This window comes from Shewanella sp. 125m-7 (assembly GCF_052977045.1).
Genome location: NZ_JBRILQ010000008.1, coordinates 1 through 22,655, shown reverse-complemented (window position 1 = coordinate 22,655; position 22,655 = coordinate 1). Strand labels below are relative to the sequence as shown.

The 22,655-nt window shown below is 40.6% G+C and carries 20 protein-coding genes, 6 tRNA genes and 1 pseudogene; 11 read left to right on the top strand and 16 right to left on the bottom strand.

Features of this window, described 5'->3' with window-relative positions; all coding sequences use genetic code 11:
* Positions 1–90: 90 nt before the first annotated feature.
* Positions 91–181: transfer RNA gene (locus ACVBIL_RS05605), tRNA-Ser, on the bottom strand.
* Positions 182–270: 89 nt separating this feature from the next.
* On the bottom strand, positions 271–1,515 hold the full coding sequence (gene punC, locus ACVBIL_RS05600) for a purine nucleoside transporter PunC (RefSeq protein ID WP_447166000.1): 1,245 nt from the start codon (positions 1,513–1,515) through the stop codon (positions 271–273).
* Positions 1,516–1,632: 117 nt separating this feature from the next.
* On the opposite strand from punC, the gene punR reads away from it, so the two are divergent.
* From punR to ACVBIL_RS05570, 6 genes are all read left to right on the top strand, one after another.
* Positions 1,633–2,535 carry a DNA-binding transcriptional activator PunR gene (punR, locus tag ACVBIL_RS05595; RefSeq protein ID WP_447165999.1) on the top strand — a complete coding sequence of 301 codons (903 nt, stop codon included), beginning with the start codon at positions 1,633–1,635 and terminating at the stop codon, positions 2,533–2,535.
* 179 nt (positions 2,536–2,714) lie between these two features.
* Positions 2,715–3,368 carry a Bax inhibitor-1/YccA family protein gene (locus ACVBIL_RS05590; RefSeq protein ID WP_447166104.1) on the top strand — a complete coding sequence of 218 codons (654 nt, stop codon included), beginning with the start codon at positions 2,715–2,717 and terminating at the stop codon, positions 3,366–3,368.
* Between the two features lie 57 nt (positions 3,369–3,425).
* The gene (gene tusD, locus ACVBIL_RS05585) at positions 3,426–3,815 is read left to right on the top strand and encodes a sulfurtransferase complex subunit TusD (protein WP_447165998.1); all 390 of its coding nucleotides are present in this window, start codon (positions 3,426–3,428) and stop codon (positions 3,813–3,815) included.
* Positions 3,816–3,823: 8 nt separating this feature from the next.
* A complete protein-coding gene (gene tusC / locus ACVBIL_RS05580) occupies positions 3,824–4,180 on the top strand; it encodes a sulfurtransferase complex subunit TusC (RefSeq protein WP_447165997.1) in 357 nt (118 codons plus the stop codon).
* The gene (gene tusB / locus ACVBIL_RS05575; RefSeq protein WP_447165996.1) at positions 4,180–4,461 is read left to right on the top strand and encodes a sulfurtransferase complex subunit TusB; all 282 of its coding nucleotides are present in this window, start codon (positions 4,180–4,182) and stop codon (positions 4,459–4,461) included. Before tusC ends, tusB begins: the two co-directional genes overlap by 1 nt.
* 1 nt (position 4,462) lies before the next feature.
* The gene (locus tag ACVBIL_RS05570) at positions 4,463–4,792 is read left to right on the top strand and encodes a TusE/DsrC/DsvC family sulfur relay protein (RefSeq protein ID WP_447165995.1); all 330 of its coding nucleotides are present in this window, start codon (positions 4,463–4,465) and stop codon (positions 4,790–4,792) included.
* A 753-nt stretch (positions 4,793–5,545) separates the two neighbouring features.
* Here ACVBIL_RS05570 and ACVBIL_RS05565 read toward each other — a convergent pair.
* The 6 genes from ACVBIL_RS05565 to ACVBIL_RS05540 form a co-directional block, all read right to left on the bottom strand.
* Positions 5,546–5,631, bottom strand: a tRNA-Leu gene (locus ACVBIL_RS05565).
* Between the two features lie 112 nt (positions 5,632–5,743).
* Positions 5,744–5,817: transfer RNA gene (locus ACVBIL_RS05560), tRNA-Cys, on the bottom strand.
* Positions 5,818–6,416: 599 nt separating this feature from the next.
* A tRNA-Leu gene (locus tag ACVBIL_RS05555) sits at positions 6,417–6,502 on the bottom strand.
* A gap of 112 nt (positions 6,503–6,614) precedes the next feature.
* Positions 6,615–6,688 (bottom strand) — tRNA-Cys (locus ACVBIL_RS05550).
* A 13-nt stretch (positions 6,689–6,701) separates the two neighbouring features.
* Positions 6,702–6,777 (bottom strand) — tRNA-Gly (locus tag ACVBIL_RS05545).
* 447 nt (positions 6,778–7,224) lie between these two features.
* Complete coding sequence (locus ACVBIL_RS05540) at positions 7,225–8,661, bottom strand: glyceraldehyde-3-phosphate dehydrogenase (protein WP_447165994.1); 1,437 nt, start codon at positions 8,659–8,661, stop codon at positions 7,225–7,227.
* Positions 8,662–8,882: 221 nt separating this feature from the next.
* Here ACVBIL_RS05540 and ACVBIL_RS05535 point away from each other — a divergent pair, with 221 nt between their 5' ends.
* Together ACVBIL_RS05535 and gap are read left to right on the top strand one after the other, a co-directional pair.
* On the top strand, positions 8,883–9,725 hold the full coding sequence (locus ACVBIL_RS05535) for a DUF2989 domain-containing protein (protein ID WP_447165993.1): 843 nt from the start codon (positions 8,883–8,885) through the stop codon (positions 9,723–9,725).
* Between the two features lie 220 nt (positions 9,726–9,945).
* The gene (gap, locus tag ACVBIL_RS05530) at positions 9,946–10,956 is read left to right on the top strand and encodes a type I glyceraldehyde-3-phosphate dehydrogenase (protein ID WP_447165992.1); all 1,011 of its coding nucleotides are present in this window, start codon (positions 9,946–9,948) and stop codon (positions 10,954–10,956) included.
* Between the two features lie 203 nt (positions 10,957–11,159).
* Here gap and ACVBIL_RS05525 read toward each other — a convergent pair whose 3' ends face one another.
* The 6 genes and pseudogenes from ACVBIL_RS05525 to ACVBIL_RS05500 all read right to left on the bottom strand — a co-directional run bounded on the left by ACVBIL_RS05525 (position 11,160) and on the right by ACVBIL_RS05500 (position 16,299).
* Complete coding sequence (locus tag ACVBIL_RS05525; protein WP_447165991.1) at positions 11,160–12,632, bottom strand: transporter substrate-binding domain-containing diguanylate cyclase; 1,473 nt, start codon at positions 12,630–12,632, stop codon at positions 11,160–11,162.
* 205 nt (positions 12,633–12,837) lie between these two features.
* A complete protein-coding gene (locus ACVBIL_RS05520; protein WP_447165990.1) occupies positions 12,838–13,023 on the bottom strand; it encodes a hypothetical protein in 186 nt (61 codons plus the stop codon).
* A 239-nt stretch (positions 13,024–13,262) separates the two neighbouring features.
* Positions 13,263–13,538 (bottom strand): putative cross-wall-targeting lipoprotein signal domain-containing proteiin, encoded by a 276-nt coding sequence (locus ACVBIL_RS05515; RefSeq protein WP_447165989.1) that lies wholly within the window; start codon positions 13,536–13,538, stop codon positions 13,263–13,265.
* 351 nt (positions 13,539–13,889) lie between these two features.
* Positions 13,890–14,774 (bottom strand): 30S ribosomal protein S6--L-glutamate ligase, encoded by an 885-nt coding sequence (gene rimK, locus ACVBIL_RS05510; protein ID WP_447166103.1) that lies wholly within the window; start codon positions 14,772–14,774, stop codon positions 13,890–13,892.
* A gap of 84 nt (positions 14,775–14,858) precedes the next feature.
* Positions 14,859–15,266, bottom strand: a pseudogene (locus ACVBIL_RS05505) (ATP-dependent zinc protease family protein); the annotation flags it as partial.
* A gap of 337 nt (positions 15,267–15,603) precedes the next feature.
* Positions 15,604–16,299, bottom strand: a complete 696-nt coding sequence (locus ACVBIL_RS05500) for an SDR family oxidoreductase (RefSeq protein WP_447165988.1) — start codon at positions 16,297–16,299, stop codon at positions 15,604–15,606.
* A gap of 289 nt (positions 16,300–16,588) precedes the next feature.
* Here ACVBIL_RS05500 and ACVBIL_RS05495 point away from each other — a divergent pair, with 289 nt between their 5' ends.
* Positions 16,589–18,994 (top strand): M1 family aminopeptidase, encoded by a 2,406-nt coding sequence (locus ACVBIL_RS05495; protein WP_447166102.1) that lies wholly within the window; start codon positions 16,589–16,591, stop codon positions 18,992–18,994.
* On the top strand, positions 18,991–19,488 hold the full coding sequence (locus tag ACVBIL_RS05490; RefSeq protein ID WP_447165987.1) for a DUF6702 family protein: 498 nt from the start codon (positions 18,991–18,993) through the stop codon (positions 19,486–19,488). Before ACVBIL_RS05495 ends, ACVBIL_RS05490 begins: the two co-directional genes overlap by 4 nt.
* Positions 19,489–19,711: 223 nt before the next feature.
* On the opposite strand, the gene ACVBIL_RS05485 is transcribed toward ACVBIL_RS05490, so the two are convergent.
* Positions 19,712–20,101: a glycine zipper family protein gene (locus tag ACVBIL_RS05485; protein ID WP_447165986.1), complete on the bottom strand. Its 390-nt coding sequence runs from the start codon at positions 20,099–20,101 to the stop codon at positions 19,712–19,714.
* 145 nt (positions 20,102–20,246) lie between these two features.
* Between ACVBIL_RS05485 and ACVBIL_RS05480 the strand changes: the two genes are divergently transcribed.
* Complete coding sequence (locus ACVBIL_RS05480) at positions 20,247–21,269, top strand: oxidoreductase family protein (protein ID WP_447165985.1); 1,023 nt, start codon at positions 20,247–20,249, stop codon at positions 21,267–21,269.
* Between the two features lie 130 nt (positions 21,270–21,399).
* On the opposite strand, the gene ACVBIL_RS05475 is transcribed toward ACVBIL_RS05480, so the two are convergent.
* Complete coding sequence (locus tag ACVBIL_RS05475; RefSeq protein ID WP_447165984.1) at positions 21,400–21,933, bottom strand: hypothetical protein; 534 nt, start codon at positions 21,931–21,933, stop codon at positions 21,400–21,402.
* Positions 21,934–22,655: the final 722 nt, after the last annotated feature.

The window sequence follows — 22,655 nt, the reverse complement described above, 5'->3', positions numbered from 1 at the left end:
GGTTCTAAACAATAGAAACCCTAGGGTTCAATCGCTAAACTTCAGATAGCAAAAAGCCCGTTATCTTACGATAACGGGCTTTTCTAAATGTGGCGGAGAGATAGGGATTTGAACCCTAGATGGGCTATAAACCCATGCCGGTTTTCAAGACCGGTGCATTCGACCACTCTGCCATCTCTCCGAACGCCGCAAATAATATAGCGCTCTAAGTGTCTTGTAAAGAATTAATCCTAAAAAAACACTCCTTTGACCAAGAAAGAACCAAGTAGGTTATTTCTCATCCTGATTGATTGCGATGCGTGCAGGATCTGGCATCACTATTTCTTCGCTCACTTCATGCCAATTCTTGTAATTACGTAGCTTGTAGCCAATGAATACAATAAATGAACAGATCATAATGCCCCAGCCAATTGCCATTTCACCATTTGCTGCCCAGATAGCAACTAGGCTAGACGCGCCAAATGATAAGCTGATCTGTAAGAAGTTTTGTAAGCCCGCCGCTTTAGCGGCATTGTCAGAGAACTCCTGCAGTGCACCATTAACAACAATCGGGTAAATGCCGCCGCTACAAGCCGCTAATACCGAGAATATCGCTAGCAATGGGAAAATGGATAACCCTTGTAGCAAGATAGTCACTACCGCAATTGACATAGCAGATAAGCCAAATACTGATAGTAAAACCTTTAAGGTTTTCTCAGAACCGACTTTACGGATTAGAATTTTGCTGGCATAACCACCTAAAATAAAGGTAATTGTTTGCGGTATAAAACTCAGTCCAATTGCAGTTGCATCAAACCCATGTCGCTCCATCACGACTGGCCACAAGGTAAGGTACGAGAAAAACGCCCCAGAACATGCACCAAAGATAACGACGTTACCTAGGTACTTAGTGTTTTTTAGAATAGATAGATAGCTAATCTCTTTTTTATCATGGCTTACCGCTTTCGTTTCAGCTGGCACAAACCAAACCGTCAGTAAAATCATCATGGCAGCCATGCCTGTTAACGTAATGAAAATACTTTCCCAGCCCATGGATTGTAGAATAAATGCGCCTAAAATTGGGGCTAAAGCCGGAGACAGTGCCACTAATGGCATAATGTTAGAAAATACATTTTGCGCTTTCGACGCATCATATTTTTCGATGACAATCGCTTGCCAAATTACACCCGCTGAACACGCGCCTAACGCTTGCATAAAACGAGAAATATTGAATACTAAGATTGAATCGCTAACGGCTAACGAGAAACTCGCAGCAGCGAATAACACTAAGCCAAATATGAGTGAATTACGCTTACCAAAGCGTTCAACAAGTGGCCCATAAAGTAATTGGCCCAGTGCTAAACCCGCTAAAAAAAACGTTAGTGACATAGCAACTTGTGATGGCGATGCCGCCATTGTGTCTTCAATTGCTTTGAATGCAGGCAAATACATGTCGGTTGCAATAAAACCTAGCATGCTTAATAGTGCTAGATAGGTGAGGAATATATAGTATTTAACATTCATAAGAGATTTCATCTGTAAAAATTAAAACGGGATTTATTAAAGTCGCGCAGTGTAAACACTTGCTAAACCACTGTGAAACGTTTATTTTTCACATTAGCTATCAAAAAAACTCACAGCAGGATGTGACCTATGCTTTCAGAACAATCTCTTCAACTTGTCGATATGGTTGCCCGTGTTGGTAGTTTCACCGCCGCAGCAAACAAGCTACATAAAGTGCCTTCAGCGGTAAGTTATGCCGTAAAGCAAATTGAAGAAGAGCTCGGTGTGGTGTTATTTGTAAGGCATCATAGAAGTGTTAGCCTAACTCCTGCTGGAGAGCATTTTGTCAAGCAATCACGATCGCTTCTAACCGACATTGACGCGATGCGTGCTGACACGATTCGTGTGGCTAACGGTTGGCAACCAACACTGTCTATCGCACTGGATAATATTGTTCGCGCTGACAAGATCAGTAATCTGATTGCTGATTTCTACCGCACTTTTGACAATGTTGAGCTAATCATACGGATTGAAGTGTTCAATGGTGTATGGGAGTCGATTGCAACGGGTAGAAGTGATATTGCCATTGGCGCCACCACAGCTATTCCAGTCGGTGGTGATTACCATTTTAGAGACATGGGCGAAATTGAGTGGTGCTTCCTTGTGGGTAAGAACCATCCACTTGCCGAGATTGACAGGCCGTTAACCGATGACGAGCTCAGACAATATCCATCCATCTGTCTAGAAGATACCTCTCGAGAAATCCCTAAAAGAATGACCTGGCTACTCGAAAATCAACGCCGTCTGGTGGTACCTGATTGGATCAGAGCCATTAATTGTTTTAGAGAAGGGCTTGGCGTGGGTTATATGCCTGCCCACTTTGCTTTTCCTTTTATTAAAACCGGTTCACTGATTGAGAAACAGCTCGAGCGACCAAATAAAACCAGCCCCTGTTGTTTAGCGTGGAATACCACCAATAAGTCTCCAGCAATGGCTTGGGTACTCGATTATTTAGGCGATACAGAAAAGCTTCATAAAGATTGGTTAGATTAACTAAGCTTAACTTAATAGCAATTTATCGGTTAAGCGCTTTATACCTTGATTTGGCTACTGTATGATTCAATAACTTAACGAGCGATTGACACTCATTTTGATGATGAGGGAACTCCTTGTTTATCTCATGTTCAAATAAATAGCTTGGAAATTTGTCTTCGGAGAAAGATATGAAAGATATGACACAACAAACCGCGTATAGCAGTACTACCGTAGAGGTAAATAAGCTGCTTAAGAATACGTACATGCTACTTTCTATGACGCTGGCGTTTTCTGCCGTTTGTGCTGGTTTAGCCATGGCGTTAGCGATTAGTCCAATGATGTCTTTAGGCTTATCGATTGGTAGTTTAGTTTTGCTATTCGTCACCCTGAGAAAGGCTGATTCTAGTGCTGGTTTGTTCTGGGTTTTTGCCTTCACTGGTATGCAAGGTGCATCGTTAGGTTACATTCTTAATCATTATGCTGGCATGGCGAATGGCCCACAGCTAATCATGCAAGCGCTGGGATTAACCTCGCTTATCTTCATCACCCTTTCAGGTTATGCGGTTACAACTAAGAAAGATTTTTCTTTCATGCGCGGTTTCCTGATCGCGGGTCTAGTGATTATGGTTGTTGGTCTGCTTGTTAACCTATTCCTAGGTAACGGAATGGTGTTTATGGCACTTAATGCCGGTATCGCATTGTTAATGACAGGTTTCATCCTTTACGATACGAGTCGAATCGTTAATGGCGGCGAAACCAATTATATCCGCGCGACTATCTCGTTATACCTAGATTTCTTGAACTTGTTCGTTGCCCTTCTGCATTTAATGGGTATCGGCGGTGATGACTAATACCAATTAAATTTAATTGAGTTAAAATGGTCCTATTAAAGGGCCATTTTTTTTATCATGAGCAAATTTATTATCCAAGTTAACTCACCTGCTTACAGCAGCGCTTCGAGTTATAGCGCCTACCGGTTCGCTAAAGCCGCGTTAGAAGACGGTCACTCTATCGAGAAGATCTTTTTTTACCAAGACGGCGTATTAAATACTAATCACCTCAACAGCCCTGCTAGTGATGAATTTGATCTACAGCAAGCCTGGGTTGATTTACATCAGCAGTACGGCGTTAACTTAATTAATTGCGTATCGGCAGCGCTTCGTCGTGGTGTTTTATCTGAATCTGACGCCAAAGAAAATCATCAAAGCCATTGGAATATGCAAGCCCCCTTCACTATGGGTGGCTTAGGTGAACTTGTTACTGGTATCGAGACAGCTGATAGACTGGTCTGTTTTTAGGAGCTGAAATGAAAAAGATTTGTATTGTTTTTAGGCATGCTCCCCATGGCACAAGCCACGGACGTGAGGGCTTGGACCTCTCTTTATTAAGTGCCAGCTTTGAACAAGAGGTGAGTCTTTTATTTACCGATGAAGGTTTATTAACGCTATTAAAAGATCAAGATCCTGAATCTATTGGCGCTAAAGACTATATTGCAACGCTCGGCGCGCTGCCGTTATATGACATTGATACCGTATTGGTGTGTCAGGAGTCGATGCAAGAATTTGAGTTAGCGCAAGATGATCTACGTATAGGTGTCACTTTAGCTAACCCAGGCAAGATTGCAGAACATTTAAAATATGTTGATGAGGTCATCGTTTTCTAATGATATTACATAAAATAACGGACTCTCCAGATCAAAGCTCAGCGCTTAAAACATGTTTACGCTACGCCACACAGGACGATTGCATTTTATTGTCAGCAAACGCGGTTAACTGCTTACTTAAGCCTAGTTGGCGAGCACAACTCGCAGAGTTTAATACTCTAGCCTTGCAAGAAGATCTAATCGCAAGAGGCTTAGCCACTGTTGTAAAAGGTGTTGACCAAGTAAACTACAGCGAGTTTGTAGCACTTACTCTTAAGTACGATAAAATTATTAGTTGGTAAGATGATAGAATTTAATGGAAAACAGATTGAAACCGATACTCAAGGGTATTTGAAGTCGGTAAATGATTGGACACCAGAGTTAGCGCCTGTCATTGCTGAAGAAGAAAAGATAGCGTTAACTGACGCACATTGGGAAGTCATTAACTTCGTGCGTGAATTCTATTTAGAGTTTAAAACCAGTCCAGCTATTAGAGTGCTTGTAAAGGCCATAGGTCAAAAGCTTGGCGCTGATAAAGGCAATTCAAAGTATCTCTACACCCTGTTTCCTGTTGGCCCCGCTAAACAGGCGACCAAAATAGCTGGCCTGCCAAAACCTGCGAAATGCATCTAATCTAGAAACACATTAATTACTTAATCAAAGCCCTACTTGTTAGGGCTTTTTTGTGCCGACACAACAGCAGATATCGAACAAGGATTGAAAGCCTATCGTAAAGCCCCTGCTAGCTATGCCAGCAACAAAAGAACCGTTATCAATGCGTTTGCACTTGTATTCATGAGTTAGCCTTGCACACCGCTCTTGATGTTCTACAGCGAATTTGAATGTGAACGATGAATGTCTGTCAACGTAAATTAACAGTTCTCATACCATTAACGCGGGTCATTTACTCTTGATTTAATTTACTAGCCCTAGCCCTAGCCTAGTATGATCTCGAACGCTTATTAAACGAGGCATCTGTTATTAAAAGTAAATCCCTTGTATCTTCTAATCACTAAAATCTAGATGTAAAAAAACCAGCTCAATGGCTGGTTTAGTCACTCTTCATAAGAAGATGGTACCCGTGGCCAGACTTGAACTGGTTAGCTTGTTAAGCGAGGCATCTCTTATTAAAAAGAATCCCTTGCAGCTCTTTGTTTCAAAACGTAGCGATACGCTAAAGTTAGGGTACAAAAAAGCCCCTACAAATGAATGTAAGGGCTTAAATGATGGTACCCGTGGCCAGACTTGCTCTTTTCAACTGAATAGGCACGCTTATTCAGCGAGGCATCTGTTATTAAAGGTAAATCCCTTGTATCTTCTAATCACTAAAATCTAGATGTAAAAAAACCAGCTCAATGGCTGGTTTAGTCACTCTTCATAAGAAGATGGTACCCGTGGCCAGACTTGAACTGGCACGCTTATTCAGCGAGGGATTTTAAATCCCTTGTGTCTACCGATTCCACCACACGGGCAAACTCGTTGACTTTGACGATACATATTGTCGGTATCAATACTGTTTAACCACGTCTTACTGACATTGGTTAAACTCATCAAACTCTTATTCTTTATAACTATCTAAAGTTATGGAGGCGCGACCCGGAGTCGAACCGAGATCGACGGATTTGCAATCCGCAGCATAGCCATTCTGCCATCGCGCCATTTTGTTTCCCTTCTTGCCGGGAACGAGACGTACTTTACTAGAATAGAAAAATGAGTCAACAATTTATTTGTTTATTTGATTCAACTGGTTAATTCGCGCGCGACCTTGCTATTTTATGATCAGCCAGCGCTCAATTAGCGAGCGAGTCGAATTAAATCGAAAGGCTGAGTGATCGGTTAAAGTAGAACAAGGTCACTGACCTGTGTCCCCGATGAGTCTATCTAGTGCGTTAATCGGTGCCCTTTCTTTAGCGGTTCTATACATAAAGCGCGAACAGGACTTTGAGCAACGATTATTAGCTGAGATCTGACGTGCGTTCACCAGAGATACAATTAACAGGCATGCCTTACTCCTTTTGGTGCGGACTAATTTAATTGTTAAAACCTAGTTAGGACTGCTGATTGTAAGTGGATCGCCTTATGACGGTGGGTCACTTACAGACTGACTCGTGATATTTAACAGTGCTATGCCAATAGTATTAAATAGGTGTTCAGTTTAGAGCACTAACCTAGCGAAGCAGATGTTTTAATTAAATCGTAACACGCTAAATTATCGGCACAAAAAAGCCCCTACAAATTAATGTAGGGGCTTAAATGATGGTACCCGTGGCCAGACTTGAACTGGCACGCTTATTCAGCGAGGGATTTTAAATCCCTTGTGTCTACCGATTCCACCACACGGGCAAACTCGTTGACTTTGATGATACGTAATGTCGGTATCAATACTGTTTAACCACGTCTTACTGACATTGGTTAAACTCACCAAACTCTTATTCTTTATAACTATTAAAAGTTATGGAGGCGCGACCCGGAGTCGAACCGAGATCGACGGATTTGCAATCCGCAGCATAGCCATTCTGCCATCGCGCCACATGATGTAAATTGGAGCGACATATCGGGTTCGAACCGATGACCTATACCTTGGCAAGGTATCGCTCTACCAACTGAGCTAATGTCGCATTTCAATTTAATCTGCAATCTTGGTTTCGCTTAATTCGCTTCCCCTTGACTACGGAATGGCATTCTACCGATTTACTTCCGAGAGTCAATCGACAAAAGTCATTTTTATTACCGTATGATGCTAAATCCATCAATTTACTTGTATTTTACCCATTTTGCTTATTTGGCAGTCAAAATGAGACAAGTATTTATAGATATAAATGAGGAGGCCTATAAGTCATCTAGCCCCTACTCTTTCTGTAATACACGTAAACTTGTTTGAATACGTAATTTCTACTTGAGTAGCGGTTAAGCACGCCTTAATTTTTAGTTGTACTTTTACCTTTGATATTTAAAAGCGTTCAAATGATGTTGACTAATCCGACTCAAGTCGTTGCTGACGGTTGAAAACAAAAACGCCTCTGTAAACAGAGGCGTTTTATTCTCTAGTCTAATTCAATTAAGAATTAACCATGAGGTAATGATTGGTAGTTTAGACCAAGCATTTTTTGCATCACACCAACTACCTGGCAGCTATAGCCAAATTCGTTGTCATACCAAACATAAAGAATAGTACGATTACCGTCTGCAATTGTTGCTTGTGAATCAATAACACCTGCATAGCGAGAGCCTACAAGATCACTTGATACAATTTCAGTTGAATCAGTGTAATCGATTTGGTTTTGCAGCTCAGATTGCAACGCCATATCTTTTAGGTACTCATTCATTTCGTGCTTATTTGTTTCACCATTCAGGTTAAGGCTAATGATAGCCATAGACACATTTGGTGTAGGAACACGAATGGCGTTACCGGTTAACTTACCTTCAAGTACTGGCAGCGCTTTTGAAACTGCTTTTGCTGCGCCAGTTTCAGTAATTACCATGTTAAGTGGTGCACTGCGCCCACGTCGATCAGCACTGTGGTAGTTATCGATAAGATTTTGGTCATTAGTATAAGAGTGGATAGTTTCCACGTGACCATTCACTATGCCATATTTATCGTTAACGGCTTTTAACACTGGTGTAATAGCGTTAGTCGTGCAGCTTGCTGCCGATACGATAGTATCTTCGTCAAGAATATCTGATTCGTTTACACCGTAAACGATATTCTTAATTGCACCCTTTGCTGGAGCGGTAAGCAACACTTTAGTTGCGCCTGGTGACTTAAGGTGTAAACCAAGACCCGCCTCATCTTTCCAAATACCCGTGTTATCTACTATTAACGCATTTGAAATACCAAATTGAGTGTAATCAACTTCATCTGGAGAGTTTGCGTAGATAACCTGGATGTAGGTACCGTTTGCAATGATCGCATTGTTTTCTTCGTCAACTTCAACCGAACCATTGAATGGACCGTGTACAGAGTCGCGACGTAGCAAACTTGCACGTTTCTCTAGATCACCCTTACGGCCACCTCGAAGTACAATTGCACGCAATCTAAGTTTGTTACTTACGCCTGTTCTTTCAATAAGAAGACGAGCTAATAGGCGACCAATACGACCGAAACCATATAGAACAACATCTCTAGCTTCTTGGTTATCTTCTTGTGAAATTGCGTCAGCAAGTTCGCGGCTCATATAAGCTTCGATTTGACTCGCATCTTGGTATTCGCGCCAGTAATTTACTGCTAGTTTACCGATATCAACTTTACATTGTTTTACCGCTAACTTGCTTAAAGCCTCGATAAATGGAAAGCTTTCACGTAATCTCAGTTTTTCACCAACATGGCGACGCACTAGACGGTGCGATTTAATGATTTCGATTGTAGAAGCGTTTAGCAGAGGTTTACCATAAACGACCACTTCAACACCTTGGTTACGGTATAACTTACCAAGTAAAGGCTGCATAGCCTCAGCCATTTCGAAACGTTCTTGCCAACTTTGTAGGTGTTTATCAGCGCTCATCAACAGATCCTTTATCTCACTTTTCTGATTTTCTGATCAGAAATGTTTGAGTAACAAAAAGAAAAGACCAATAATCTAACGTTATATAGGGTTCTTTCCCCGTTTGGTCGGCGCTATTGTAATGAAAAGTTAGCCTTCAGGCTAGTTAGAAATTTTCCGTAACAATGTAATTTTATTAGAAAAATATTCTCCTGGAGCCGGATTTGAATAGAAACTTTGTAATGTTTACATCATTTTTAGGATTTAGCGCTTTTTTCGGCCTTTTTGGCTGTGATAGCCCTAAAAATACTGAGGCTATCTGTAACAAAAATCCTGAACTTTGTGCCGATTTGCATAAAGATAGTTGGTGCAGGTTTGAAAAAGGCGACCTGATCCGTAATCGATTCAAGCTTAAAAACACACCTGAACCGTCAGGCTTGTTAATTTATGAACAGCTATTAAATCTAGAACGCTACAATAAATGTATAGAGTTAGCGGCTGGAGTACAGCATATACTACATCCTGAACGAACTAACGATAGAGCAAGAGCGTTCGGGTTAAGTTCGCAGACCTTATCAGAGCTTGAAGAAACAACCAAGGGCAGCCAGGACCCTCACCTAGCCTACTACCATTGGTCACGCTTTAATGATCCTCAGGCAGAGGTCGTACTGTTTAATGCTGAGAAGAACGGCGCCATAACCGATATACAGTTAAAGGCTGAACTTGCGTCGTACTACTTACGATTCAATCCTCAAAAGTCAAAGCAGCTCTATGCTGAAGTGTTAGATGGTAGTACTAAAGAAAACTTTAAAACCGATTGGTTGCTAGCGCTGGCAACAATTTATCGCCAAGAAAACCAATTCGAAATTGATTACTGGCTTTCTAAGACTAATATTGAAATGACCCATGCAAACTTTACTGAAGATCAGATGTTAGCTCTCATTAAAGGCAACAAAGATTTACAGCAAAAGCTTGATAGTGATGCTTCAGAGCTCGCAGAACAATTGCAGGCAGGAAAGTATCAAAAGAGTAAATTAAAGCAGTTACTTGATAAGGATACAGGTGACACGACTTTGGCATTATAGGCTGTCATTTAACTATCATGTAACGTTGGCAATATATTTGCCAACTTACTAGAATTTTAAGTTTTTATGTAATAAATGCTTAAAAGCGCGACACATGTAAAAAAATTACCTAAATTAGCGCCATTAAGTGGCTTTTATCGCCGATATCACTTGACGATAGCTGTCAATTTGGTAATTTTACTACCAGATACTATTTATACATTTACCTGAGGGATATGAGATGACTATCCGAGTTGCAATTAACGGCTATGGCCGTATCGGCCGCAATGTTCTACGTGCTCTATATGAAAGCGAAAAGAACTATCCTATCAAGATCGTTGCACTTAACGATTTAGGTGACGCTTCAATCAACGCTCATTTAACTAAATACGATTCTGTACACGGACGCTTTAACGCTAAAGTTGAGCACACTGATGACGCTATTTTTGTTAACGAAGATAAAATTCTTACCTTCCAAGAACGTGATCCTTCAAAGCTTCCTTGGAAAGAATTAGATATCGACGTGGTATTTGAATGTACTGGTATATTCACTTCTAAAGAATCTGTGCAGTCTCATTTAGATGCAGGCGCTAAGAAAGTACTGATTTCTGCTCCGGGTAAAAATGTCGACGCCACGGTTGTTTATGGCGTAAACAACGATGTTATTACTAGCGATATGACTGTGATTTCAAACGCATCTTGTACGACTAACTGTTTAGCACCATTTGCTAAGCCACTTAATGATGAAATTGGTATTGAATCTGGTCTTATGACAACGATTCACGCATATACCAATGATCAGCGTTTGTCTGACGTATACCACACTGACCTACGTCGTGCTCGTGCAGCGGCGATGTCAATGATCCCAACGCAAACGGGCGCAGCGGCAGCAGTAGGCTTAGTTGTACCAGAGCTTGCTGGTAAGTTTGACGGACTAGCGGTACGTGTACCAACAGTAAACGTTTCATTGGTTGACTTATCTTTTATTGCAGCTCGTGACACTACTGTAGAAGAGATCAACGCAATCATCGAAAAAGCAGCGTCTGTTGCACCGTTGAGCGAAGTCTTGGCTGTTAACCATGAGCCATTGGTTTCAATCGACTTTAACCATAACCCATTCTCTTCAAACTTTGACGCCACTCAAACTCGCGTTAACGGTCGTTTAGTGAAAGTTATGGCATGGTATGACAACGAATGGGGCTTCAGTAACCGCATGTTAGATAATGCTGTTGCACTAATGACAGCTAAATAACTCGTCAGTCTTACTGAAAACCCAGCCTAGGCTGGGTTTTTTTATGCTTCATTAGTAGGTGAAACGACGACGATTAAGCAAGATTGCTAAGTGTTTGTCTGTTTGTGGGGTTAGTTACCAACTCTTTCGTTCGTTTAGTCTACAACATCTGAGTATAGCCAACTGTCTTTCTACGAGAAACGGTCCAATAACTCAAGTAGCCGTCAACGCGCCATGAATTCGAAACAATTTCGCCCACGCTTCTTAGCTTTATACATAAGCAGATCGGCCTGAGTCATTAAGCTCGTACAGTCGATATTTGCTTTCTTACTATATATGGCACCTAAACTAACGGTAATCGCGATCTCTCCAACATCCGTAGACATCTTAGAGTCTGAAATACAACACTGTACCTTGTTCGCAAACTTAATAGTCTGGGTTTCATCAAGTTCAGTCATAAATACACAAAACTCTTCGCCACCGATCCGACCAAATACCGCTTTTTCACTGATAATGTTACTTACCCTGTTCACGACTTCCTTAATCACCTGATCGCCAACATGATGCCCAAAATTGTCATTAACACTTTTAAACCAATCGATATCAAACAACAAAAGTGCCATAGCACTTTTACGAGCGTTGTTTTGCTGCTCAAACTCACTAATAAAAAAGCGTCGATTATTAATTCCTGTTAATGGATCTTTACCCGCCAGTAATTTCAACTCTTCGTTTGCAACGTTGAGTTCCTGGGTACGCCGGCTCACCGTTCTTTTAAGCTGTATGATGTAAATAGCAAATATGCTTAAGCAAAAAATGACCATCAGTGGCATCAAGTAACTTGGGTATACCGTTTCTACATGTAGCCATTTTCGATGAATACGGTTTAGCGTGTCTTGCTCAACTAACTTAAAACCCGACTTAATAAAATCCAGTAGCACCTCATTGCCCTTAACTACAGCGGGTTTAACCGAAGCGGTATAAAGATGCTGTACCGGAGTAAAGGCACTTTGTTTGTTTGAGGTATATAAGTAGAAGTTTGCGACTTGAAAATCTGCGACAAAAGCGTTGAGTTTAAAACTGATAGCGGCGTTGATCATTTGTTCATTGTTGTTAAAGCGAATTAGCTTAGCTTGTGGGTATGCTCCCTGGATAAATTTATCTTCATAGCTTCCTTTAATCACGCCTAAAGTGACATTATCTAAGATTGAGTCTAAGTCATCGCTTAGCAAAGACGGTACGACAAAAAGTTGACCGTCAAGTTTTGCAAGGTTATTACCGTAGTCTAGATATTGGGCCCTATCATTAGACCATAGTAACCCCGCATGAACGTCTGCTTTACCGTCTCTGACATTATCGATCGACTCCTGCCAATCAGTTAACAGAAACTTGATCTCAATCTGATTAACTTCGCCAAACTCTTTCCATAAATCTACAAGCAAGCCTCTTGGTTCGCCTTTATCGTCAAGATACGAGAATGGCTTCCATGCTTTAGAATTGGCAACGATGAGTGAAACGGCACTTTTTGATGGGGGACTGGGTGTTGCATCATTTGCTTTAAGGTAAATAGGTGTTAGCGATAGGCAAGCTACAAACAATAGCGCTAAAATTATTTTTAAGGGAGCAAAATGACCAACGCGCATGCGGCTAAGCATTGTTGTTTTTACCGTATTTTGGCCACCTTTGATGAAAATACTCACGAAAAACAGTTCCCTTGCTTCATTCGCATACCCAGTAAACGTAGCAGCATAATTAGAATTACGCTACATAACAGGTAAGGTAAGCGCTAACGGTACATTGCTTACCTCGCTTTGATAAAATATTAATTGAGTGACATTTGTAAATTATATCGGAGCGATAAAAAAGACATTTATTGACTATGAGTACGATGACATAAGATGGAGCTTACTGTGGAACCCAGTGGATAGCTTCATCAATAGTCTCAATATTTTGATTAATATAGCTCAGTAATATATTGCGCTCAGTGTTATCTATTTCAGCATTGAGTACTGCACTATGTAACTGTAGAGATTCTGACTTATGAGTTAACAGCGTAAGCGCTGAAATTTGGCTGGTATTATTATACCGCACAAGTAAAGCTCGTTGCGTGAGCTTTATTGACGTTTGTATACAACACCTTAAAAGTAAGGTTTTGTCATCATTAATAATTTGTGAAGCAAGACCTCGATATTGTAGGTCTTGCTGTCTAGTTGAATACATATTACCCCCTCATATTTTGGCCTATTTATAGGCTAATAGGAGGATATTATCTTATTAACACTGTACTCAGGCTTAACGGGAGCGAGACAAATACTGACATGAAAATCTTATTAACTACGCTTAATTCTTACGACTTTAAATATATCAATTTCAAAGCCTGCAATTCCTTGCGTATCAGGGTAGTAAGTCATGTTGACTAGTGCACCGCACAAATTTTTATATTTCTTGGTACGTCTGAAGGTGAAAGGCGTATCACAGCCCTCAATCATCACCGTGTGTACAACCCAGTCATCTTTAGCTCGTTGGGTGTGCGAACAAACTTTAACATCTTCTGAATGTACGAGCTTATCGTGCTGAACTAACATTTTGTCTACTGTGGACTTCACTATTTCCTCCATAGCAAAAAAGTAAGTAATAAAAGTAGCACAAAGTGGCATTTGAGTAAAAATATTCCCCTTATATTTATCACTTTTTCAGCTCGCCCCCCTCTCAACGCGCTAAAATGTAAAGTGTCTGCGTCATTTATGTAAAGAGTATGTAAATTGCATAATCTTGGCAAAATATTACTCTAATGTCTTACTGGATAACGAAATTTTGATGTAATGGTTTTTGATAAAGACAGTTAGTAACGATTTAGAGCTATGTATATGCCTGAGCCCAGACAGGATCATTAAAACGAAAAAAAAGCGCTATGCCTCAGGCATAACGCTTTAATTTGTTAGATTAAATAGCTTTGATTACTCAGCTTTCCAACCTAAGGTCTTTTCAATAGACTCGATCATCGCGCCGGCAATGTCGATGCCTGTCGCAGACTCAATACCTTCTAAACCTGGTGATGAGTTAATCTCAAGCAATAACGGTCCACGGCTAGAGCGGATAATATCCACACCGGCAACGCGTAGGCCCATCGTTTTAGCTGCTTTAATCGCCAATTGTCTTTCTGCTGCGGTTACAGAAACGATTGAAGCACTACCACCTTGGTGAATGTTAGCTCTAAACTCACCAGGAGCCGCTGTACGCTCAATTGACGCTACAACTTTACCGTCAATCACAAAACAACGTAAATCTTTACCTTGGGCTTCTTTAATGAATTCCTGCACAAGTAGGTTTACACGCAGAGATTTAAACGCGTTAATAACGCTTTCTGCTGCTTTTGTTGTTTCAGCTAGTACAACACCTTTTCCTTGAGTGCCTTCTAACAGTTTCACGATCAACGGCGCACCGCCAACCATATCAATAAGATCTTTGGTATCCACTGGCGAGTTAGCAAAACCACTCGTAGGAATATCAAGGTTGTTCTTTTGCAACAACTGTAGCGAGAACAACTTGTCTCTTGAACGAGTAATCGCGTCAGAAGTGTTTAACGCCATGATATTTAAACTTTCAAAGTGACGAGTAAGTGCACACCCGTAGAAAGTCATGCTTGGTCTAATACGTGGAATAACAGCATCCACATCATTTAGCACACGTCCGCCACGGTAATGAACTTCAGGCGACGAAGCATCAAGCTTAAGGTAGCATTGACTGATGTTCAAAAATACCATTTCATGGCCGCGTTGTTCGCCGGCTTCAATGATACGTTGGTTGCTGTACAGATCTGGGTTACTCGCCAGCAGACCAATCTTTAAACCACTTTTCTTAGCCGTTTTAACACCGTAAAGCGCTTCGACTTCAAGATCGTTTTGCTCACCTAAGCAGAATGATTCAGAAGGGTCAACCAAGGTTTTGTTGCTCATGGCTTCACGGCCTAAAAGCATACGGTAGCCCATGCTGTCACGGTTAGTTAAGGTCAACTCAACTTCCCAAGCATTACCACCTAACTGAATAACAGAGGCAATCACATAACGCTTTTCAGTTTCACCGTTAGAACTCTTAACATTGCGGCGATCAATAACCTTGCTTTCGCAGCGAAGGATGATCTTGCGACTGTTTTGTATCGGGTGCAGCTCGAATGAAACCCATGGCTCGCCCTCTCTTTTAAAAGGACGGATATTGACAGCATGGATTGACGATGTTCTGGCGCCAGAGTCAACTCTAGCTTTAATTGCTGGAACACCAAGAGATGGAAAAGCACACCATTCTTCACTTCCGATAATAAACTTATTGTCGCTCATTATAATTTTTCCAGTTAAGTTAAATTAAGGAGCGCGAAAGTACTCCTTTTTTCAGCAGATGCAAACTAAATTTTAGTTATTTCCTGCATACGGATAGAATTTTTTCCAAAATCCTGAAAACTGAGACGTTAATCAAAATTATATGCACACATAAACGTCGAATATCACGGCAAAACCGATTAAGGATACAGGGTATCAAAAATAGCGTTTTTTGAGTAGTTCTGTATGGTTAATTATAATTTAGGCTAACCAAAACTGTTATTAAAATTTCATTTTTAAACTACACATAAGGTCTTTAGGCCTCGCGGAGTAAGACCCAATTAAGTATCCACTAAATTTACCAGGGGATAACCTGAGCTTGATAGTCGTAGAATCCACCACTTTGAGCCTGAGTCAACGAATCAATCACCTGCATCATTCCTTTTACTGACATGTCGGTATCGATAAGAGCATTAGGCCCACCCATTGCGGTAAGTACCCAGCCTGGATGTAATGCCACACACTTTATATTGTCATCTTTAAGATCGATTGACAGACTTTTAACAACAGAGTTTAGTGCCGCTTTAGAGGAGCGATAATAATAACCGCCTCCACTACTATTATCTTGCATGCTGCCGACTTTAGAGGAAATAAACGCAACTACGCTATTAGTGCCTAGTTTAAGGTTTTTATGTAACGCTTCGGTTATTAATAATGGTGCAATGGTGTTGATCTCGAACACTCTACGCCACTCCTCAATATCCGTTTGCCCAAAACGTACTCCCTTGGGCCCGTAATAACCGGCGTTATTGATTAATAAGTCAATTGGCACTTCGCCTAATTCAGAACCTAATGCTGCAATAGAATCGGGGATTGCTACATCTAACGATATGACCCTTAAGCCCTCAAATTCGGCCTTTAGCACTGAAAGTTCGACCGCTTTCTTAGGGTTTCGACAAGTAGCGGTAACCAGCCAACCCGCTTTTAAATAGTGCTCTACAAACGTGCGGCCAATTCCGCGATTCCCACCAGTAATGAGTACATGTTTAGTCATTCAAATTACCCCACAAGGTATCGAGCATCACATTCGCTCAGTCTAGTTCAGTGTGATCAAAGGTGCAGATTTTTTACTAGCACGCTTAATAACATGAAAAGTTACAAACTAGTTATCAACTGTAACGACTTTAGGCTTGTATATCGTATAATATCGACGATAAAACGTTTAGTTACTGTATGTATTTTTAACATCCCTACCCCACTAAAAACAAGAAAAAGAGAATGACTAAGTGAAAAAGATAACGCTCCCTACGCTACTTGTCGTTTCGACATTTACTGCGTTAACCATGAGTGCCCAAGCACAAGTAATAAAGCAGTCAAAAGGAAATTTTGAAGACAAGTTTAGACAACTAGATGAAAGTTTACCTACGGCAAACGCATACCGAAACGCCGCGGGTGAACCGGGACATGAATATTGGCAACAACAAGTCGATTATCAAATTAAAGCCACACTCGACGAGGCTAAACGCCGAATCGAAGCGACTCAGAAAATCACCTACAGCAATAACTCACCTGATACCCTCAAGTATCTGTGGCTGCAATTAGATCAGAATTATTATAAAGCTGACTCAATCGCTAGCCGAACTAGAACGTTTTCAACGCCTAAAGAGCTTGCTAATAGCGTTAACGGTAAACCCACAAAAATGAGCATGTCAGGTTTGCGTAAACAGCAGTTTCTCGCCGATAACAAAGTTGGCTATGAGATTGGAGACATCACCTTAGCCGGTCAAAAACTAAAGGCGACCGCGGTGGGTACCAATATGCGTATCGACCTTTTGACACCACTTAAGCCGGGTAAAAAAATTACCTTTTCCCTTGAGTACGCCTACAATATTACCGATCAAAAAGCAGTGGGTGGCCGTTCGGGATATGAGCATTTCCCAAAGGATGAACGCCCAGGTGGCAATGATATTTTTCAATTAGCTCAATGGTTTCCAAGACTTCATGCCTATACAGATTATGAAGCGTGGACCAACAAAGCCTTTTTAGGTAGCGGCGAATTTACGCTTGAGTTTGGCGACTATGATGTTGAAATTACGGTGCCCGCTGATCATATAGTGGCATCTACCGGTTACCTTGCGAACCCTAGAAGCGTGTTGAACTCTAGCCAGCGTAAGCGACTAGACAGTGCAAAAAGCAGTAAGCGCCCAGTGTTTATTGTCACCGAAGACGAAGCATTAGAAAACGAGGCGCAAGGCACGGAAGATGTTAAAACCTGGCACTTTAAAGCGGAAAATGTTCGAGATTTTGCCTGGGCATCTTCACGTAAATTTATCTGGGACGCCAAAGGATATCAACAAAAATCAGCCGAGCAAGAATTAGTGATGGCGATGTCTTTCTACCCGAAAGAAGGGGGGGATTTATGGAAAAAATACTCTACTGAATCCATTATTCACACCATGGAGGTCTATTCACGTTACTCTTTTGATTACCCCTATCCTACTGCGCAGTCTATCAATGGACCTGTTGGGGGGATGGAATATCCGATGATCACCTTCAATGGCCCGCGCACTGAGCTACAAGATGATGGTACTCGTACCTATACAATATCGGAAAAACGTTTTCTGATTGGCGTCGTGATCCATGAAATCGGCCACATTTATTTTCCCATGATTGTAAACTCTGATGAACGCCAATGGACATGGATGGACGAAGGGCTTAACAGTTTTCTTGAATCTATCGCGGTACGCGAATGGGAAACTGACTCCCACTGGGCTAGAGAGCCACGCGATATAATTGAATACATGAAGTCTTCTATTCAAGTACCCATTATGACGCAATCTGACAGTATCTTGAAGTTTGGCCCTAACGCATATACTAAACCTGCAATAGCATTGAACATCCTGCGAGAAGTTATTTTAGGCCGCGAGTTATTTGACTTTGCGTTTAAAGAGTATGCCAATCGTTGGAAGTTTAAACGCCCTACTCCATCAGACTTTTTTAGAACAATGGAAGAGGCTTCCAGCGTTGATCTAGATTGGTTTTGGCGCGGTTGGTTTTACTCGACCGATCATGTGGATTTATCTATTGATAAAATCTATAAGCTCAACATGACGAGTAAAGATCCTGATATCGATTTCAATCGTGAAAGAGAAATTGAACAAGAAAAACCAACGCCTATGGCTATCTTAAAGAACCAGCAAGAAGGGATTAAGACCTGGGTAGAATTGAATGACGATGTATCTGATTTTTATGATGAAAACGATCAATATACTGTTACTAATAAAGAGCGTAATAAGTACAACAAGTTTATCAAAAAACTAGAACCTTGGGAAAACGCAGTATTAGAGCGTGCCGTAAAAGAAGACAAAAACTATTATGTACTGCAGTTCTCAAACCTTGGTGGTTTAGTCATGCCAATATTACTTAATCTAACGTACACAGATAACACTGTTGAATCGTTAAATATCCCTGCTGAAATCTGGCGCCGTAGCCCTATGATTGTTAACAAACTCATTATCACTGATAAAGAGTTAAAAGAGGTCGAAATAGATCCAAGCTGGCAGACAGCCGATGTCGATCTCAATAATAACTACTTCCCTAGACGTATCATTCCATCACGTATCGAAGCCTATAAAAAGGAAAAGAGTAAGAGCAAGTTAAAACGCGATATCATGCAAGATATTAAAACAGAGCTTAAATCTGATGAAGAACTAGACGCAAGCAAAACGCCATCAGGAGTGAAATCATGATGCGTTTTTTGCTCATCTTCTGTAGCTTATTGCTAACAAGTAATGTGCAAGCGCACCAACAAAAAACGGCTGTGACAAGCTTAAGTTTTAACCATCGTTTACAACATATTGAAGTTATGCATAAGTTTTACTTACATGATGCAGAACACGCAGTAAAGGCGTTATTCGATCCGAGTGCCGACATTTTAAGTGATAAAGCGACTCAACAAACATTCGCTGACTATGTTCAAAGCCAATTTGGCCTAAAGTCTGGAGACGGTACTGATATTGCGTTATCTTTTGTTGGAGTAGAGTTAGATGGCAAATTCCTCTGGGTTTATCAAGAAACCAAGATCCCAGCAGAAATTAATGTTTTGTCTATTTCAAACGGCGCTTTACACGAGTTATGGCCAGCCCAAGTAAACTTAGTTAACGTTGAAGGTAAAGGAGAGGTAAAATCTGTTCTTTTTGATAGTGCTACCAGTTGGGTATCAGTAGCGTTAACTCAGAAGTAAAATACTACTCAGTTGCTAACGTTTGTTTCACAGCTGACTTTATCTTTTTAAATTAAATAGATAAGAGGTAAACTGCCGGTGTAGTACTAACAAAAATAACTATCATCAAGGCTTGATAACTTAAATTAGTCATTCATCCTCAAGCTATATAGCCATAAGTAATTATGGCTATATAGTGCATATTTAATGGTCGTTTTACCACGTTAACGAGTTTGCGTTCTCGTTAATTCAATACCGCATAGCCTCTATTGACCATACAGTTTTTAATCACAGTTTGTTGCTCCGTAGTATAATCAGCTTTATTTTGTCTTCTATCTCTGCCCTTGGAAAGAACACCAATACCCAGTCCAATTGCGGCACCTTGTTTAGCACCATCGGTCCCCGAACCACCTGCGATTGCCTTGCCGGCCGAACCGATAGCGGCACCTTTTGCTGCCGTGCCAATTGCACTACCATCGCTACTCTTCTGTTGCACTTGAGTCGATAACTCTGTGCATTGATGAAGATCATACACATAATCTTTTTCATCAACCCCAGTCTTATCGACAATGATATTTGCCATTGCACTCACAGGTAAAAACAAAAAACCAATCATTAAAAAGTAACTTCTCATTAAATATTTCCTCTTTATAAAAATAGCAGTGTTAATCATCAATAGAATCAAGCTACTTAGTCCGTTTTGACTTCTGCTTTATATCCATTATAGTACAGCGTTCTACCTGTCTCGCACTTGAACAAATATTCACTAAGGCCCATTAATGCAACAAAATGTAAAATCTACTGAAGAGGCTTTGTCTATTTTATTAGGGACTCGGAATTTTGAAAAAGTGGAGTGTATACAATCACTTTGGTCTGGATATGGTGATATTTCAAAATACAGGTTTACATTGCCCAGCTCAAACGCTAACAATGATCCTCACTTTGTTGTAAAACATATCTGTCCTCCAAAAGATGTAACACACCCAAGGGGATGGACAAGTTCAGTCTCCCACCAAAGAAAGCTGGACTCATATCAAGTCGAAATAAATTTCTATCGTCACTGGGCAAAAGCCTGCAATCAGCATTGCCGTGTCCCTACTCTTTTGGCTCAAACAAGCTTTACCACAGGAACTGAGCTGACACATCTCATCGTGATGAGCGACCTAAACTCACAAGGTTTTTCGGCCAGAGCATCAACACTTACCATACAACAAACTAAGTTATGCTTAGCTTGGTTAGCGAATTTTCATGCAATATTTTTAACCGCATCAACTAACGAGAAACCTGATGGTCTCTGGCCAATTGGGACATATTGGCATCTTGCCACCCGACAGGAAGAATGGCATTCGATGCCTGACTCTGAACTCAAGGCAAAAGCAGTGCGAATAGATAACTTACTAAATAACTGCAAATACAATACATTAGTTCATGGCGATGCCAAAGTTGCTAACTTTTGCTTTAACGAAAACTTTACCGATGTCGCCGCTGTAGATTTTCAATATGTTGGTAATGGGGTTGGAGTAAAAGATGTCATTTACTTACTTGGCAGCTGCTTAACAGAGCAAGAGTGCGCGCATAACTTTGCAGAATTACTAAATGAATATTTCACGCTGCTTACTCAAGCGATAAATTTATACCAGCCTAACATAGATGCTGATGCCGTTATTTATGAGTGGCGAAAGTTAGTGGATTTAGCCTGGGCCGACTTTGAACGCTTTCTAGTTGGTTGGGCACCTACGCATTCCAAGCGAAATCAATTTAGCAACAATATAACTGAAGCTGCGTTAAATTCGTTAAGTTGAGCGAGTTACTTTTAGAAAGCGAGAACATACATGCTGTTTAGAATGTATGTTCTGAACTGAAATAAGAACGGGTAGATAACTAGTTCGCTTTATCGTCTATCGTCTACTTTCTACCGCATGAGATTAGGTACTATTGCTCAACATCAACATCCGCCGTACTTTGATATTCACTCAATAGAAAATCGATTGCTTGATCAAAGGTATCAACCTGATGAAGAGACATAAACTCTTTCAGACGAGCGACGAGATCGTTACCAATCTCTATATGAGATTTTTTCTTACGTTTCTTAATCTGGGATAATTCTTTACGAACCATGCGCCAGCCATAATCACTAAAATATTGATTAAGTAATTTATTGGATTTTACTAACGCTTCTTCAAGTCCACGGGTCTGTTTTCGTTTAGCATTTAATTCAGACAAACTTTCGCTCAACATGACATAGAGTCGCTGGCACTCTTTAGTAGAATTAAATTCTATAAACCACTCGGTTCTTTTTTCCATTTCACTTAATGGAATAAGGCGGTAGATCAAGGGTAAGGCAAGCACTAACTCATCAATTTGCAATATCTTCAACATTCGCCCAGCTGTAGGCTTAGCATTATGGTATTGCCATACTTGGGCGGAATTTATAGGCGTTTGCGCCCCAAACTTATCTACTTGCACGAAACCTCTCGACTATATAGTTAGGTCTAAAATACCATGCATAATAGTATGGTATAACCATTTTAAGCAAGGAATATCTTAGATCGCCCTATTAACCTTCGTATTATTCCGTCATATTTAAAATTAGCAAGCTCTTAAGTTTTCTCAAGTAATAAAATGGTGACACCAGCTTATTGTCTGCAATGGTCTTGGTTACTACACTGTACTCCTTTACCATTGGCAACAGCACTAGATTAAGCTCAATATCTTCTTACTTGTAGTTAGCATGGTATAACCATACTTTGACGAATCGGTTGACCTAGGTATCATCGATGCTGCTTTTAAAATCGAGAACGGTATTTCAAGAACAATAATCAACCAGTCATGGTAGTTTAATTGAGCCATTACGACCTTTAGTGCTTATAAAAAGAACAGCTTATGGCTGATTTAACGCTACCAGTGATAATGACGATTATCACTGGTAGAGAAGCTCAATTTTAAGTAGAATATCAGCGGTTTATTGGGCTAATTTCCACCAGCAGGCGCTGGATGTAGGCGTATTGGATAGATGAATTCACAGAAAAACAGACATGAAATCGGTAGCGATTCTGACAAAAATAACACAGAACAGATAAACAATATTGCAACAGATCAAGTTGAAAGTACTCAAGTTGAAAGTACTCAAGTTGAAAGTACTCAAGTTGAAAGTACTCAAGTTGAAAGTACTCAAGTTGAAAGTACTC